This is a genomic window from Parabacteroides sp. AF17-3 (genome assembly GCF_003635445.1).
Lineage (GTDB): Bacteria > Bacteroidota > Bacteroidia > Bacteroidales > Tannerellaceae > Parabacteroides > Parabacteroides goldsteinii.
The window spans coordinates 153,692-168,897 of record NZ_QTMM01000014.1 but is presented as its reverse complement, the minus strand read 5'-3'; the positions used below and the strand labels follow the sequence as shown (position 1 = coordinate 168,897).

16 protein-coding genes are annotated in these 15,206 nt (G+C 46.3%); 9 read left to right on the top strand and 7 right to left on the bottom strand.

The window, feature by feature from the left end; genetic code table 11:
* Positions 1 to 6: 6 nt before the first annotated feature.
* From DWW91_RS18715 to DWW91_RS18695, 5 genes are all read left to right on the top strand, one after another.
* Positions 7 to 780, top strand: a complete 774-nt coding sequence (locus DWW91_RS18715) for an ABC transporter permease (RefSeq protein WP_122328585.1) — start codon at positions 7 to 9, stop codon at positions 778 to 780.
* Positions 777 to 1,565 carry an ABC transporter permease gene (locus tag DWW91_RS18710; RefSeq protein WP_007658229.1) on the top strand — a complete coding sequence of 263 codons (789 nt, stop codon included), beginning with the start codon at positions 777 to 779 and terminating at the stop codon, positions 1,563 to 1,565. Before DWW91_RS18715 ends, DWW91_RS18710 begins: the two co-directional genes overlap by 4 nt.
* A 19-nt stretch (positions 1,566 to 1,584) precedes the next feature.
* Positions 1,585 to 2,913 carry an ABC transporter substrate-binding protein gene (locus DWW91_RS18705; protein WP_122328584.1) on the top strand — a complete coding sequence of 443 codons (1,329 nt, stop codon included), beginning with the start codon at positions 1,585 to 1,587 and terminating at the stop codon, positions 2,911 to 2,913.
* A gap of 15 nt (positions 2,914 to 2,928) precedes the next feature.
* Entirely contained in the window at positions 2,929 to 3,534 is a 606-nt protein-coding gene (locus DWW91_RS18700) for an HAD family phosphatase (RefSeq protein WP_007658225.1), read from the top strand.
* Between the two features lie 101 nt (positions 3,535 to 3,635).
* The gene (locus DWW91_RS18695) at positions 3,636 to 4,610 is read left to right on the top strand and encodes a FimB/Mfa2 family fimbrial subunit (protein ID WP_122328583.1); all 975 of its coding nucleotides are present in this window, start codon (positions 3,636 to 3,638) and stop codon (positions 4,608 to 4,610) included.
* 41 nt (positions 4,611 to 4,651) lie between these two features.
* On the opposite strand, the gene DWW91_RS18690 is transcribed toward DWW91_RS18695, so the two are convergent.
* Both DWW91_RS18690 and DWW91_RS18685 read right to left on the bottom strand, forming a co-directional pair.
* Entirely contained in the window at positions 4,652 to 5,335 is a 684-nt protein-coding gene (locus DWW91_RS18690; protein WP_007658223.1) for a queuosine precursor transporter, read from the bottom strand.
* A 100-nt stretch (positions 5,336 to 5,435) separates the two neighbouring features.
* Entirely contained in the window at positions 5,436 to 6,104 is a 669-nt protein-coding gene (locus tag DWW91_RS18685) for a DUF2490 domain-containing protein (RefSeq protein ID WP_007658222.1), read from the bottom strand.
* Between the two features lie 92 nt (positions 6,105 to 6,196).
* Between DWW91_RS18685 and DWW91_RS18680 the strand changes: the two genes are divergently transcribed.
* Together DWW91_RS18680 and DWW91_RS18675 are read left to right on the top strand one after the other, a co-directional pair.
* Positions 6,197 to 6,868, top strand: coding sequence for an SGNH/GDSL hydrolase family protein (locus tag DWW91_RS18680; RefSeq protein WP_122328582.1), 672 nt, complete (start codon positions 6,197 to 6,199; stop codon positions 6,866 to 6,868).
* A gap of 222 nt (positions 6,869 to 7,090) precedes the next feature.
* Positions 7,091 to 7,645, top strand: coding sequence for a GNAT family N-acetyltransferase (locus DWW91_RS18675; protein ID WP_122328581.1), 555 nt, complete (start codon positions 7,091 to 7,093; stop codon positions 7,643 to 7,645).
* Between the two features lie 49 nt (positions 7,646 to 7,694).
* On the opposite strand, the gene DWW91_RS18670 is transcribed toward DWW91_RS18675, so the two are convergent.
* Positions 7,695 to 8,456, bottom strand: coding sequence for an exodeoxyribonuclease III (locus DWW91_RS18670; RefSeq protein ID WP_007658220.1), 762 nt, complete (start codon positions 8,454 to 8,456; stop codon positions 7,695 to 7,697).
* A gap of 149 nt (positions 8,457 to 8,605) precedes the next feature.
* Here DWW91_RS18670 and DWW91_RS18665 point away from each other — a divergent pair, with 149 nt between their 5' ends.
* Both DWW91_RS18665 and DWW91_RS18660 read left to right on the top strand, forming a co-directional pair.
* Complete coding sequence (locus DWW91_RS18665; protein WP_122328580.1) at positions 8,606 to 9,844, top strand: PLP-dependent transferase; 1,239 nt, start codon at positions 8,606 to 8,608, stop codon at positions 9,842 to 9,844.
* Positions 9,844 to 10,494, top strand: a complete 651-nt coding sequence (locus DWW91_RS18660; RefSeq protein WP_007658218.1) for a response regulator transcription factor — start codon at positions 9,844 to 9,846, stop codon at positions 10,492 to 10,494. The genes DWW91_RS18665 and DWW91_RS18660 overlap by 1 nt, the downstream gene beginning before the upstream one ends.
* Here DWW91_RS18660 and DWW91_RS18655 read toward each other — a convergent pair whose 3' ends face one another.
* From DWW91_RS18655 to DWW91_RS18640, 4 genes are read right to left on the bottom strand one after another with little or no spacing between them, the layout of a single operon-like run.
* Positions 10,495 to 12,099: an MFS transporter gene (locus tag DWW91_RS18655; RefSeq protein WP_010802694.1), complete on the bottom strand. Its 1,605-nt coding sequence runs from the start codon at positions 12,097 to 12,099 to the stop codon at positions 10,495 to 10,497.
* A gap of 13 nt (positions 12,100 to 12,112) precedes the next feature.
* Entirely contained in the window at positions 12,113 to 13,183 is a 1,071-nt protein-coding gene (locus DWW91_RS18650; protein WP_046147391.1) for an HlyD family secretion protein, read from the bottom strand.
* Positions 13,184 to 13,204: 21 nt separating this feature from the next.
* Complete coding sequence (locus DWW91_RS18645) at positions 13,205 to 14,515, bottom strand: TolC family protein (RefSeq protein WP_122328579.1); 1,311 nt, start codon at positions 14,513 to 14,515, stop codon at positions 13,205 to 13,207.
* Positions 14,493 to 14,933 carry a MarR family winged helix-turn-helix transcriptional regulator gene (locus DWW91_RS18640; protein WP_007658207.1) on the bottom strand — a complete coding sequence of 147 codons (441 nt, stop codon included), beginning with the start codon at positions 14,931 to 14,933 and terminating at the stop codon, positions 14,493 to 14,495. Before DWW91_RS18640 ends, DWW91_RS18645 begins: the two co-directional genes overlap by 23 nt.
* Between the last annotated feature and the right edge of the window lie 273 nt (positions 14,934 to 15,206).

The window sequence follows — 15,206 nt, the reverse complement described above, 5'->3', positions numbered from 1 at the left end:
TTTTTCATGCGGCGCAGGAACTGGACGATTCCTTACGCATTATTTCTGGCGGTATTCGTAGTGATGCCATTGCTCCTGATCGTTTTATATGCCTTTACGGATGCCGAGGGAGCATTTACTTTCGCCAACTTCCGTAAATTTATGATGCATCCCGAGGCATTGAATACCTTTGTCTATTCTATTGGGATTGCGATCATTACTACTTTGGCCTGCCTGCTCTTAGGATATCCGGCAGCCTATATATTGAGTCAGGCCCGTTTTAATACTTCCCGTACGATGGTCGTGTTGTTTATCCTGCCGATGTGGGTGAACATTCTGATCCGTACGTTGGCAACAGTCGCCCTGTTCGATTTCCTTGATTTGCCTTTGGGCGAAGGAGCCTTGATCTTCGGTATGGTATACAACTTTCTGCCCTTTATGATCTATCCGATCTATAACACCTTGCAGAAGATGGACCGCAGCCTGATTGAAGCCGCACAGGATTTGGGTGCCAATCCTTTCCAGGTATTTACGAAGACAATTTTTCCTTTGTCGATGCCCGGTGTGATGAGCGGTATCGTGATGGTCTTTATGCCGACCGTTTCGACGTTCGCCATTGCCGAGTTGCTGACAATGAACAATATCAAACTGTTCGGTACGACCGTACAAGAGAATATCAATAACGGGATGTGGAACTATGGCGCCGCCCTGTCTCTTATCATGTTGCTGCTGATCGGTGTCACGATCCTGTTTACCAACGAGGAAGACAATGCCTCAAATGAAGGAGGAGGTGTGATATGATGACGAAAATAATGGCGAAGGCCTATCTGTGGTTGCTTCTTATCCTGCTTTATTCTCCGATCCTGATCATTATGATCTTTTCATTTACCGAAGCGAAGGTGCTGGGTAACTGGACGGGATTTTCAACAAAATTGTATACTTCCTTGTTTACCGGAGGCGTGCAGCGTTCGCTGGTAGGTGCTTTGTGGAATACATTTGCCATTGCCATGCTGGCTGCATCTATCTCGACAATCCTGGGAAGTATTGCTGCCATCGGTATATTCAACCTGAGAAGCCGTTCGCGTAGAATCATGAACTTCGGAAATGCCATACCGATGATGAATGCAGATATCATAACCGGGGTTTCCCTGTTCCTGTTGTTTGTCAGTTTCGGTATTTCGCAGGGCTTTACAACAGTCGTACTGGCGCATATTTCATTCTGTACTCCTTATGTGGTACTGAGTGTGATGCCCCGTCTGAAAAAGATGAACCAGAATGTGTATGAAGCCGCGCTTGATCTGGGTGCAACCCCGTTTCAGGCACTGCGCAAAGTGATTATGCCGGAGATATGGCCTGGAATGATCAGTGGTTTTATCCTGGCTTTCACGCTTTCGATCGACGACTTCGCCGTCACGATCTTTACTATCGGTAACGAAGGACTGGAGACACTTTCAACCTTTATCTATGCGGATGCCCGGAAGGGAGGACTTACTCCTGAACTGCGTCCGTTGTCCACAATCATCTTTGTCACCGTACTGGTGTTGCTGATTGTGATAAATAAGAGAGCTGATAAAGCCGCTAAATAATGTCAAACAGGAGTAGGGTATGAACAGACTAATTAAAATAATATGCGTACTTGTCGCTTGCCTGGGCGTCTTTTCGTCCTGTGCACGTACGGAAAAAGAGCGCAGTAAGATATTGAAAATTTATAACTGGGCGGATTATATCGATGAAGATATTCTGGATGAATTTCCGGTCTGGTATAAGGAGCAGACGGGAGAGGATATCCGTATCATTTACCAGGTATTCGATATTAACGAGATCATGTTGACCAAGGTGGAGCGCGGTCACGAAGATTTCGACCTGATATGTCCTTCGGAATATATCATCGAACGTATGCTGAAGAAAAAGCTGTTGCTTCCCATCGACCGTAACTTCGGAAAAACGCCCGATTACCTGGATAACATTTCTCCGTATATCCAGGAACAACTCAATAAACTGAGCCAGCCGGGAATGAAAACGACCGACTATGTCGTCCCTTATATGTGGGGCACGGCAGGCTTGCTCTATAATAAGAAGTTTGTTTCAAAGGATGAAGTGATGACCTGGGATTGCCTGTGGAATCCCAAGTATAAAAACAAGATCCTGATGAAAGACAGTTATCGCGATGCCTATGGTACTGCCATCATTTATGCTCATGCCAAGGAACTTGCTGACGGAACCGTTACGGTAGAACAATTGATGAACGACAACTCCCCTGAAGCAATCGCTATTGCTGAGGATTACCTGAAACGCATGAAACCCAATATTGCCGGATGGGAAGCCGACTTCGGTAAGGAAATGATGACCAAAAACAAGGCCTGGCTGAACCTTACCTGGAGCGGAGATGCCGTCTGGGCAATGGAAGAAGCCGATGCCGTAGGAGTGGAGCTGGGTTATGAAGTGCCGCTCGAAGGTAGTAATATCTGGTATGATGGCTGGGCAATCCCCAAATATGCCCGCAATGTGAAGGCTGCCAGTTATTTTTTGGATTATCTTTGCCGTCCGGACATTGCCTTGCGCAATATGGATGCCAATGGTTATGTAAGTGCCGTTGCCACACCGGAGATACTGGAGGCAAAAATAGATACGACAATCGAGGAGTTTTCTGATCTCAGCTATTTCTTTGGTCCCGGAAACGACAGTATCCGGATCAATCCGGTACAATATCCCGATCATAAAGTGGTGGAACGTTGTGCTATGATCCGTGACTTTGGCGATGAGACGGAGCTTGTGCTGGAAATGTGGAGCCGTGTGAAAGGCGATAACCTGAATACCGGTATTGTCCTGTTGATCTTTGCTGTGTTCGGTTTGTTATTTGTCTGGGTAGTCTACCGCAGAATACGTGAATATAAACAAAAACAGCGTCACCGCAGACGTCGCAGACGCTGGTAATTATTATTGATGAGTATGGAAGGAATAAAGAATCTGATTATAGACTTTGGCGGAGTGATCATTAATCTGACCCGCAACCGCTGTGTGGAGGCCTTTGAAAGTTTTGGTGTGCCCGATGTCCGCGACTGCATCCTGAACAGTAAAGACCTGTTTATGCAGATAGAGATGGGAACTATCACCTCTGCCGAGTTCAGGGACGGTATCCGTCACCTTACCCAGCAGCGCCTGACCGATGAACAGATTGATGCTGCCTGGATTGCCATGCTCGATGATATACCCGCCTACAAACTCGATTTATTGATGGACCTTCGTTCCAGGTACAATACGATGCTTCTCAGTAATACGAATGAGATCCACTGGCAATGGGCCGAGAAGAATAGCTTTGCCTATAAAGGACATCATGCCGAAGACTTTTTCGGAAAGATATACCTTTCCTATGAGTTGAACATGGTCAAGCCCAATGCCGATATATTTGAATATGTCTTGAAAGATGCCGGTATCAATCCGGAAGAAACCTTATTCCTGGATGATGCCGTACCTAACTGTCGTACGGCGGAGGCGCTTGGTATTCGTACCTATACTCCCCAGCCGCGGGAAGACTGGTCGCATTTGTTCAAATAAATAGTAGCCGTTACTTTAAAAGTTAATAAGACCGATTCCGAGAACCAAATTGTTTGTGTGCTGTTTCTATAAGCATAAATCTAAACAAATATTTGGTGATTATGAATAAGTTAGTTTTCTCTACGCTATTGATGGGCGTATTTTTCGGCAGCTGTTCGAAGGATGACGATTGCCATTGCGTAAACACAGATGATCTGATAAGTCCCGAGTTGGCCGAAATGAGAGTTTCGACAGGTACTTCAACAACATCATTTACCGGTGTCCTGATGGTTTATCCCTGTACCGGAGATTCCAGCCTTTATTATGGGAATTATGGCATTAACGGCACATTGTCGCCTATTAATGCAACCTACACTATAAAAGACGGTTCCATTTATAAAGCTACTGCTCCTGTCAGGTTGCCTTTGGGAGATTATAATTTCCTGTACTGGGGATTATCCAAAAACAGCCAGACCGATTCGGTCTATGATGCCGCAGCTATCAGAGAGCCCAGTTTACGTGTAGGGGCAGATTTGTCAGATTTGTATATGACTATGTATCAGGATAATTATAAAGATACAACTTATATGCCTGTCTATGATTATCTGCATGCCGTCAATCCCATCAAAGTCGGTACGGATAAAATGCAGGCAACGATGAAGCATGCCACAGCCGGTTTAAAAATAACATTGACGAATAAGGACGGCAATAAGATGGATGCGAGTATCGCTTCTGCCCGTATCCTGGTTGGAAATATTGCTTCCCGGCTGGACTATTATACTGCTGAAGCAAGCGACTTCACAAAGACTGTCGCATTTCCGTTGACCATGTCGACCGATAGCATGTCCATGTCCGCCAATTCAACAGTTATGGTTTTCCCTTCTTCCGACAATCCTCCCCTCACTATTATGCTGACGTTGAAGAATGGATTGGTAAAACATTTCCGGAAACCTTTGGACAATGCATTAATAGCCGGAAACCGTCTGACTCTCAATATTACATTAGGAGAATTATACTCCGAAGAAACCTCATCTGACGGCTTCGAAGTAGAGAACTGGACAGAAAGCACAGAAACGATAGACTTTCCGGCAGGCTAAATGTAGTAAGTTGACAGTTGACAAGTGACAGTTGTCAACTGTTATATGTCTTTTACCTTCAAAACATTATAAGAAGTTCCGATATCATAGACATCGCTACCGTCCACCTTCTTTATGTATTTTACTACGCGGATCGTTACTGGAAGAATGATCACTTCATAGAGGGATTTCAGAACCGCCTGTGTCCCGATCATGATTAATAATTCTTTGCAGGGAATCAATCCGGCAAAAGCGATCGGAAAGAAAATCATCGAATCGGCACTCTCACCCACTAATGTCGAAGCGATCGCACGTAAAGAAAAGTTTTTCCCTTTGGAAGCAATCTTCATCTTACTCATCACATACGCATTCAGGAACGAGCCGACCAGAAAAGCGATCAGACTTGCAATCGCAATGCGCGGAGCCATTCCAAAGACGAAGTTAAAACCTTCTTCCCCTTCCCAAAACGGGGCGGCAGGCAACATGACTGCCAGTTGTGCAAATCCGATAACGAGGAAGTTAGAAGCAAATCCGCTCCAGATAATCAAACGCGCTTTCTTAAATCCCCATACTTCGGCAATACAATCATTGATAATATAGGAAATAGGGAATACGATCAGTCCGGCTGTAGCAGTAATACCAAATACCTGTACGACTTTCGTCTCTAAAAGATTGGACGCTACCAGGCATATATTGAACAGGATGCCAAGCAGCATAAATGGGATTGTTACAGTTGTCTTCTGCATAATTCTTGTTTTTTACGAGGTTTATCAAGCACTCGGGAAAGCAAAAACTTTCCGTATCATGTCTATAAATTAAATTCCGGCTGCAAAGATAGTTATTTTTTTAGAACCTGTGTGAATAGGTCAGCCCTATTGCATGTTTATAATTGACCGGATCATATACGTTGAATATATGGTAACGGTAATATAACTGCAATGCGTTTTGCTTGTTTATCTTATAATCGCTTCCGGCTGAGAGGCGAATCCTGTCTGTGTGCATATTACCTTGATAGCCTGTGTCATTAAATATTTCGGCATAAGCAAAAGGGGAGAAATCCGTTTTACTGATCTTGTAGGAGAGGGTGAGCATTGTCCGGAGATAATTCTTGGGATGTTCGGCGCCTGTTTTATAAGTACTCTGGAATCGTTCGCGAAGAGACAGGACAAAGTTGCCGACAGGATATTTTCCCGAAGCATACACATAATATCTGTTCCGTAACTCTTCGGAAGCCTTGTACTGGTTAAGTAACATATAGGCTACTCCGGCTTTCAGATACCGATTGAATGTATAGTTGATTTCTCCTGTTGTCAGAAACCACTCCGCCTGTTTGAAGTTTGATTTCGGACGGATATCCTCTTCCAGTAAAAAAGAAAACTTATGATAAATCTTTCCCGACAGACTAACCTTAAATGCCATTCCGGCACCATCCATTGCCCACAGAGTAGAATGACTCTGAAACATCAAAAAGACGAATAGAATAAAGAAACAATTTCTTTTGAAATAGTTTTTCATAAGAATATGATGTGTTTTTAATTTAGATTTAGGGCAAAGATAAGGATAAAAGAATTATTTTTGTATCTCATGTAACTTAATAAAATCATGTTATGAAGAACTTTAAGAAATGGCTGATGCTGGTTGTGTGTGCATTGGCTGCCTCCTCTCTTTTAGGCCAGGAGAAAGATTGGGCCAATTTTGGCCGGTATGCCGAACTTAATAAAACGGTAGAACTCCCATCTAAAGTGGTATTCATGGGAAATTCGATTACGGAAGGCTGGTGGAATAACGATTCGCTTTTCTTTAAGAACAATGGCTTTATCGGCAGAGGTATCAGCGGACAAACGACGGCGCAAATGCTGGTGCGGTTTCGTGCAGATGTAATCAACCTCAAACCGAAGGCTGTTGTAATCCTGGCCGGGACCAATGATATTGCCCAAAACAACGGATATATCTCTCAGGAAAATATACTGGGAAATATCATATCTATGACCGAATTGGCAAAAGCAAACCATATCGATGTAATTCTTTGTTCTGTCTTGCCCGCCTATGATTTCGGCTGGCGTAAAGGACTGGAACCTGCCGATAAAATTATCGAACTGAATAAAATGATTAAGGCTTATGCAGACCGTAACGGCTTTACTTATATAGATTATCATTCTCAATTGGCGGATGAGCGGGGAGGTTTGCCGGAGAAATATTCCAAAGACGGCGTGCACCCTACTTTGGGCGGATATAAGATCATGGAAAAGATACTTTTTCCGGCACTGAGTGGTTACTAACCGGATTATTTTGCTATATTTGCTCCCGAATTATAAAAACAGTTTTTTGAAAACACTACTTTCTACATCTATAAGTGCTTAATAACAGCCTATAACTCTTTATAGGCTGGTCACTTCAATACTCCGGATATACATCTTCATCCGGGCCTTATTATTATATCCTTTTATAGATAAAAACTGTTCCCATAAGGGAGCATAGTAACCATTTAATATATCATAGTCATGAATTTAAACGACGTGCAAGTCAGGAGGGCTACTTCTGACGATTTTAACGATGTAATGAACGTTGAACGACTCGCTTTCGGTGAAGATGACGAGGCCGTACTGGTGGAAGACCTTTTGGCAGATCAGACAGCAGAACCTTATGTCTCATTGCTTGCCTGTTATCAGGGGGAGGCTATAGGCCATATCCTTTTTACAAAGGCCTCACTGGAGGGGAGCAATCCTTCACCTTCTGTTTATATCCTGGCTCCTTTGGCCGTAAAGCCGGAGTATCAGAAACAAGGTCTCGGAGGTTTGCTGATCCGGGAAGGCCATCGGATATTGAAGGAGATGGGAGTGGAGATGGTTTTTGTGCTGGGGCATAAAGAGTATTATCCCCGTCATGGTTTTAAGGGGAATGCAGAAGCAGCCGGTTATCCGCCTCCTTATCCGATTGAAGATATCTATGCTGATTGTTGGATGTATCAATCCCTTACTTCGGAAGCAGGAAGTATTCCTAAAGGAAAGGTAAGATGCGCTGATGCACTGGACAAGCCGGAGTATTGGCGTGAATAAAGAGAAGAGGGGAGATATATTCTCCCCTTTCATATATACTTTCTGTCTTTTATTCAATCTCCAATACCGCCGGGCAATGATCTGAATGCACGGCATCATTCAGAATATAAGCCGATTTCAGCAGCGGTTTTACCGGTTCGCTGACCATGCAGTAATCGATACGCCAGCCTTTATTGTTTTTACGGGCGTTGAAACGATAGCTCCACCATGTATATTGTTGCTTTTCCGGATTGAGATGGCGGAATGTGTCGATAAATCCCGCATCCAGAAACCGTGTCATCCATTCGCGCTCTTCGGGAAGGAAACCGCTGTTAGTCGCATTGCGTACCGGATCATGAATGTCTATCGGTTCATGACAGATATTATAGTCGCCGCAAAGAATCAGATTCTTACGTGTTTTCTGTAATTCCACTACATACTTCTGGAAATCTTCCAGCCACTCCATTTTAAAGGCCTGGCGTTCATCACCACTGGTTCCGGAAGGATGGTAGACACTGACAATTGACAGGTCACCATAATCCGCACGGATAAAACGGCCTTCGTTATCATATTTTTCTATGCCCATTCCTATTTCCACATGATCGGGTTCCTGACGGGTGAGGATAGCTACCCCGCTATAACCTTTCTTCTGGGCACTGAACAGGTAAGGTTTATAACCTGAATCCGCAAAGGCCTCTGCCGGGAATTGATCCGGCTGAAGTTTAGTTTCCTGCAGGCAGAGTACATCGGGCTGCTCTTGTTTTAACCATTCCGGAAAGCCTTTTCCCACAGCGGCGCGGAGGCCGTTTACATTGTATGTTATTATCTTCATATAACAGCTCTTTTAGATCGTTTAATAGGAATCCAAAGATACAATTTAACAGTTGGATGTACTAATTTTTACCGGATAATTCTATTTTACATCTAAATGAATCCTACATTTGTAGCGGCAAAAAGAAAATTATACGAGGAAAATACAGAATGGAAGAAAATAGTTTTGAAGCCCGTTTGCTTCATACGCCTTACGAGAAGCCGGACGCCTATGGCTCATTGGCAATGCCGGTCTATAACACTGCTGCTTACGAGTTCGAATCGGCCGAAGCGATGGAAGCCGCTTTCTGTGGCCGTACGTCCGACCATGCTTATTCGAGGATTACGAATCCGACCGTACAATATTTTGAAGATCGTGTGCTGTCCGTTACCGGAGCTATGAGTGTCACCGCCCTCAATTCCGGTATGGCTGCCATTTGCAATATGTTGATGACGATCGGGCGTGCAAAAGCCAATATCGTCACTTCCCCGCATCTGTTCGGCAATACCTGGTCATTGATGAAGACGACGCTGGCCACCTTTGATATCGAGGCACGTTTCTGTAACCTGACCGATCCCGACGAGGTCCGCGCCTATATCGACTGCAACACCTGTGCGATCTTTCTCGAAGTGATTACCAATCCGCAGCTGGAAGTGGCCGACCTGAAGATGTTATCTTCTATCGCAAAGGAGGCGGGAGTACCTTTGATCGCCGACACGACGATCGTTCCTTTCTCTGTCTTCCACGGAAAAGATTTTGGTATAGATATCGAGATCGTATCCAGCACCAAATATATCTCCGGCGGGGCAACAAGCATAGGAGGTCTGATACTTGATAACGGGACCTTCGACTGGAGCCATTTTATCACACTGAAACATTGGTATGAACAGTTTGGCGAACGCGCTTTCACCGCCCGCCTCCGGAAGGAGATACACCGGAACCTGGGCGCTTATATGACGCCGCAGGTTGCCTACATGCAGACGCTGGGACTGGAAACCATGCCTCTCCGTTTCGAACGGCAGGGAGCAACTTGCCTGGAACTAGCCGGCCGGCTGCAAACGCTGGAAGGTATTGTGTCGGTCAATTACACCGGCCTGAAAGATAATCCTTATTATAAACTGAGCACTGTCCAGTTCGGAAAATATCCGGGAGCCATGCTGACATTCGACCTGCCTTCCCGTGAGGCCTGCTTTGCCTTTATGAACCGCCTGCAACTGATCCGCCGTGCCACGAACCTGTTCGACAACAAGACATTGGCTATCCATCCGGCAAGCACCATCTATGGCAGTTTCACCGAAATGCAACGGCAGGAAATGGATATCAGCCAGCAAACAATCCGCCTGTCGGTCGGACTCGAACCGGTCGACGATTTGTATAACGACATTAAACAGGCTTTAGCCATACGCTGATGCGGACGCTTATCATAGCCGATAACCAGGATATCACCAAAGCCGGCATCCTTTACCTGAGCGACAGGATGCCGGATCTTAGCCTTGTGACCGAGGCTGCCGACAAACACGAGCTGCTTCAACTCCTTCAACAGCATCCGCAGGCTGTCGTGATCCTCGACTACACGCTTTTCGATTTGACGAGTGCCGACGAACTTCTGATCTTGCAGGAGCGTTTCAAACAGGTCTCCTGGATACTTTTCAGCGATGAACTGAGCGAAAATTTTATCCGTCGCATCCTCTTCAGCAGCGAGGCTTTCAGCATCGTCTTGAAGGATGCCCCGTCAGCAGAAATACGTGCGGCCCTGCAATCGGCTTTACATTCCGAACGTTTTATCTGTCAACGGATTCATAACCTGCTTTCAGAAAAGAAAATAGTCCGTGAACCCAAAGAGCACCCCGTACTGACCTCGACAGAAAAAGAAATACTGAAATCCATCGCTTTAGGCAAGACGACCAAAGAAATTGCCTCCGAGCGTTTCTCCAGCATCCACACCATCACCACCCATCGCAAAAATATTTTCCGCAAACTGGAAGTAAATAATGTGCACGAGGCAACCAAATATGCTCTGCGCGCAGGGATAGTCGATGCAGCGGAATACTATATTTAATCAGACCATATCTTCCCCAGTCTTCACAATCTCGACTTTCAAAGTCTTGTGGAAAGGCGTAAAGCGGGAGATAACCATCACCACAATCGCAAAGATGAGCACGTAGCCGATAATCGTTTTCAAGGCAAGCAACAAGCTTTGCGATTGCAGTGTGGTGTAAAGGCTGTTTGTAGCCAGTTGCACGGCATCCGTCATGCTATGTCCCTGTGCCAGTGCATTATTGAGTGACTGGTTGTATTGCTGTGCCGCCAGCGGGTTATCGAGGCGCATATTCTCCGAGAGGATCGCCATATCCCGCAATTGCAGACGGTAAAGCATATTATTGAAGAAGGCCGACGACAGGGCAGGAGCTATCACCGAACGGCAGGTGATCAGGAAAAAGGCATTATATATCATCAGCTTCGGATTCATATCTTCCACCGCATACACACCGAAAGCGATAAACAAGATCATCATTCCCATTCCCCGGAGAAACATCGGAAGATACAACATTTCGTACCTCCCGTCCGGTGTGATCCCGAAATAGAGGATAGCCAGATAGATCACATAACACAGCATCCCTCCGGATATCAGTATCCTGAAACGCCACCGTTGCCAGCGGAACCACCAGAAACAGATCACCGCCCCGCAGATAAACCCCGGCAGCATCCAGAGATTCAGAAAGTTGGCATGTACGCTGTCTACCCGTATGATATTATTCATATAACTGGTCACCAGCGAACTGGTGGAAGAAAAGAACATCACCAACATCATGAAGAAATAGCCGATCAACGCCTTGCTGCTGTTCAGCACTTCCAGTTTCAGATACGGATTTTTCCGCGTCTTCTGCCGGAACTGGAATAACCAGACCAATACCGGCAGCGACAGCACATACACCGTGATTTTAGCGGACGAAAACCAGTCGAGTGTCTTCCCGTAGGTGGCCGACCAGATGGTGAAAAGCAGGATGGAGGCCATGAGCAGGATACTTTTCCAATCTATCTCTTTAAAAGGAAAATAGACAGGACGCCTGGCATACCGGAAGAACATCAGGATAAAAGAGATGGCAACCAGCAAGAGCAGGATAACGAAGTAATACATATACTGCCATTGGTAGTAATAGGCCAACTGTGCCGTGACCGCCATCGAGACCTGGCCTGCCGAGAACACGATCGGGTAGAAGTAAGCATAAAATTCGCTGCGCACATTCTGCGGACTGAAAAGCGGACGTATCATCAGGATGATCTCCAGCATGGCGAAACCTTTCAGAAAACCGATAAAGAAGCTGCATACGATAATGATATCCATCTGGTTCACCTGCGCACAGATAAAGCTGAGGATCACCTGCAACAAGAGGTCGATCAGCAGGATCGTTTTAGTGGTCACTACCGGACGCACTTTCGGGATCAGCGGATAAGCAACCGCCATTCCCGCCGATGTCGCATAGTAAGCCATGCTGATGTCTTCGCTCAACACACCCAGCGTTCCTGAAACTTCGGTGATAGTCCCGGTATAGGCTCCGTTGATCAGGATGATCGGCAGCATGACGGTAAAAGCCGTAACGATCCCCAGCCAGCGGGGGACCCAGGGGCGGATAGGGACATTCAGGGGTGTTTGTGTAGCCATTATGCTGTATTATTCAATGTCTTTTCAATGCTTCCGTTTCCACCATCATGCCGGCACGGAGCAGATTCATGTCTTCGGGCGAAACGTCAATCAGGTCGATGCGCACAGGGATGCGCTGTTGTATCTTGACGAAGTTGCCGGCAGAGTTATCGGTCGGGACGAGGGAGTATTTGGAGCCGGTCGCTTCGGAGATCGCCGTCACGGTGCCGTGGAAAATGCGGTCGTCTACAGCATCTACTTTGATGCGTACTTTTTGGCCGATGTAGATATGGCTGATTTGTGTTTCCTTGTAATTGGCGGTTATCCATTTGTCATTGTTGCGGACGAGGTAGCTGAGGGTTTGTCCGGCTTGAACCAGTTGTCCGGTTTCCAGCGTGCGGCGTCCCATGTATCCGTCGAAGGGAGCGGTGACGACTGTATACGACAGGTTGAGTTGCGCCATCTCCAGGTCGGCTTCTTTGCGCAGGATGGCCGCCTTCACACTGCCGCTTTTCTTGCTCGTCTCCGAATATTGCGATTGGGCGGCACTCTTTTGGCGGAGCAGGGATTCGTAACGGGCTTTCATGGCTTCGTATTCAGCCTTGACCTGTTCGTATTGCTGTTGCGAGACGGACTCTTCGGCCAGGAGGTTGGCATAACGTCGATGGTCCTGTTCGAGTTGCCGGAGGCGGGCTTCCGTCTCGGCGATATTGGCCTCCTGTACGCTGATATTCACCTGGGAGGTTTCGATGCCGGAACTTAGTATGTCTTTGGAGGCCTGGGCATCGAGGAGGGCGGCTTCGGCATCTTTCAGCTTGATACGGTATTCCCGGTCGTCGAGGATCAGAAGGGTGTCGCCTTCCTTTACCTGCTGGTGCTCGGTGAAACGGACTTCCCTGATGTAACCCGGTACGCGGATATTGACGGGGGTGATATATTGATCCACTACGGCATCATTGGTGATTTCGTAGTTGACATATTTCCAGAAATAGTTGACCGTCCATGATATGCCGCCGAAAGCGAGCAGGATACATACGGTATTGAGGGTGATATTCCTTATTTTCAGTCGCCTCAGTTGTTTTCTTTTTCTATGTAATCCGGACATATTTGTCTGTTTTTAATTAAGTTATAAATTGCCGCATGCATGCATCAGTTGATAATAACTGTAGATGGCCTCGGTGCGTGCATTGGTCAATTGCAGTTCGGCTTCAAGCCTGACACTGCTGGCATCGAGCAGGTCGGTCAGGATGGATAGCTGGTTGAGATAACGGTTGTTTACGATACGGTAGTTCTCTTCCGCTTGCCTGACCGATAGGATCAGTGCCTGTACGCGGTCGAGCGCTTCGTGATGCCTGATCCAGGCGCTTTTGACATTAATACGGATATCCTGGCGGATTTGTTCTTCCTTATTTTTCTGGATATTGACAATTTGTTTTACCTCATGCATCTTATGTTTATTCTGATAAAGGGATGACAGGTTGTAGGAGAGGCTTAAAGCGATATTCCAGTTGTTGGAGAAGACGTCTTCCATCGTAGTGCTCAGCGGGCGTGCCAGGGTATTGGCGGCACGTACCGAGAGTGAGGGCAGATAGTCGGCTTTTGACAGGAATATATCGTTTTCAGCCAGCTTCGTGTTGTAGCGGGCGATCTGTAATTCGGGATAGTTGAGGTAAGCCTGTTGGACGTAGGCATCATAGCTTTCCAGTGAAACGGCCGTGTAAAGCAATGCCGTGTCGGGTTGCAGGAGGAATGTTTCATCCAGTCCGAGCAGGACGTCAAGTTGCTGGGAGACGATTGCGATATTATCGTCTGCTTCGCGGCAGGCCAGCTGGTCGTTGGTGAGTTGCAGTTCACTACGCAACTCGTCGTTTCGGGTGACGATACCTTCTTTCTTCAGGCGGCGGATATCCTCAAGTCTGCGGGTGGACTCTTCCACGTTACGGGCAAATACGTCTTTTTGTTTGTAGAGGCTGAAAAGGTCCATATACTGACGGAGCAGGAGCAGTTTGACTTCGGCTTTGCTACTGGCCGAATTGAGTGCTGCAATCTGTTTCTCCAACGAGGCACGTTTGATATTATAATGTATTTTACCTCCGCGATAGACGGGTTGGGTTACTTCTACATTATAATTATGTGACCAGTCGGGCAGGTCGGGATGAACCGGTTGCGTCAGTCCCTGCCGGAAGACGGTAGACTGTCCGATATATCCGGTCGTCGCACCGATACTGATACCGGGCAGACGGGCCGTTTGCGCTGTTTTTTTCTTGTCGGCTGCGACGACTTCCTGCATGTGGGAGGCTTGCAGACGCAGACTGTTTTCCGTACCCAAGCGGAAGAGTTCGTCGAGGGTAAGAGAATAAGCCTGTTGGGAACAAGTCGCAACAGGCTTTCCTATAAACAGTAACAATAAAAAACTATATTTGATCAAATATCTCATTCAGTTTGCTTAGATGTTTCATACAGGCTTCCATATGTTTGGTGTTCATTTGTTGCCCGACCTGGGTGTACATGTCTTTCAGGAGGGATTTAATCTTGTCGGCCACCTTTTCTCCTTCGGGGGTGAGGTATATCAGTTTATTACGGCGGTCGTTGCAATCTTCCTGCCGTATAACCCATCCTTTCTTCTCGAGATTATTGATCAGGTTGGTGAGGCATGCTTTGTCTTTCGCTGTTTTTTCGGCCAGCGATTGTTGGCTGACTCCCTGTTCTTTCCACAAACAATGCATTACCTGAAGCATTTCAAAGGTCATATCGACGTTGTTGCTTTTCAGTATTCGCTGAATGGTCTGGCGGAATGTCATGCGTGTCCTTAATACTAGTAGATTAAGTTCGTGAGCTAATTCACTATCTGTCATACTTGCTGTTTTTATCGGCGCAAAGATAGATATTTATCGGATATTAGTCAAATGTTTGACTAATTATGTGTGAAAAACTAAGGGAAAGAAGTTCGATATTTATCAGATTTGAACTATCCGATTATTGACCGGTTGTACCTGTCTCCCCTCTTGAGAGGGGGAAGGGGGTGTGTTATTGTTCGCCCTATAACTAGCTTTAACACACCCCTTATCCCCTCTCAAGAGGGGAATTGGTTACTCCCATCACTATAAACTGATAGCTCAATTATTCCT

What these genes read in the sequence shown, in the direction of transcription:
- DWW91_RS18715 (WP_122328585.1), top strand. Translation starts at nt 7, where the DNA reads ATGCGGCGCAGGAACTGGACGATTCCTTACGCATTATTTCTGGCGGTA.
- DWW91_RS18710 (WP_007658229.1), top strand. Translation starts at nt 777, where the DNA reads ATGATGACGAAAATAATGGCGAAGGCCTATCTGTGGTTGCTTCTTATC.
- DWW91_RS18705 (WP_122328584.1), top strand. Translation starts at nt 1,585, where the DNA reads ATGAACAGACTAATTAAAATAATATGCGTACTTGTCGCTTGCCTGGGC.
- DWW91_RS18700 (WP_007658225.1), top strand. Translation starts at nt 2,929, where the DNA reads ATGGAAGGAATAAAGAATCTGATTATAGACTTTGGCGGAGTGATCATT.
- DWW91_RS18695 (WP_122328583.1), top strand. Translation starts at nt 3,636, where the DNA reads ATGAATAAGTTAGTTTTCTCTACGCTATTGATGGGCGTATTTTTCGGC.
- DWW91_RS18690 (WP_007658223.1), bottom strand. Translation starts at nt 5,335, where the DNA reads ATGCAGAAGACAACTGTAACAATCCCATTTATGCTGCTTGGCATCCTG.
- DWW91_RS18685 (WP_007658222.1), bottom strand. Translation starts at nt 6,104, where the DNA reads ATGAAAAACTATTTCAAAAGAAATTGTTTCTTTATTCTATTCGTCTTT.
- DWW91_RS18680 (WP_122328582.1), top strand. Translation starts at nt 6,197, where the DNA reads ATGAAGAACTTTAAGAAATGGCTGATGCTGGTTGTGTGTGCATTGGCT.
- DWW91_RS18675 (WP_122328581.1), top strand. Translation starts at nt 7,091, where the DNA reads ATGAATTTAAACGACGTGCAAGTCAGGAGGGCTACTTCTGACGATTTT.
- DWW91_RS18670 (WP_007658220.1), bottom strand. Translation starts at nt 8,456, where the DNA reads ATGAAGATAATAACATACAATGTAAACGGCCTCCGCGCCGCTGTGGGA.
- DWW91_RS18665 (WP_122328580.1), top strand. Translation starts at nt 8,606, where the DNA reads ATGGAAGAAAATAGTTTTGAAGCCCGTTTGCTTCATACGCCTTACGAG.
- DWW91_RS18660 (WP_007658218.1), top strand. Translation starts at nt 9,844, where the DNA reads ATGCGGACGCTTATCATAGCCGATAACCAGGATATCACCAAAGCCGGC.
- DWW91_RS18655 (WP_010802694.1), bottom strand. Translation starts at nt 12,099, where the DNA reads ATGGCTACACAAACACCCCTGAATGTCCCTATCCGCCCCTGGGTCCCC.
- DWW91_RS18650 (WP_046147391.1), bottom strand. Translation starts at nt 13,183, where the DNA reads ATGTCCGGATTACATAGAAAAAGAAAACAACTGAGGCGACTGAAAATA.
- DWW91_RS18645 (WP_122328579.1), bottom strand. Translation starts at nt 14,515, where the DNA reads ATGAGATATTTGATCAAATATAGTTTTTTATTGTTACTGTTTATAGGA.
- DWW91_RS18640 (WP_007658207.1), bottom strand. Translation starts at nt 14,933, where the DNA reads ATGACAGATAGTGAATTAGCTCACGAACTTAATCTACTAGTATTAAGG.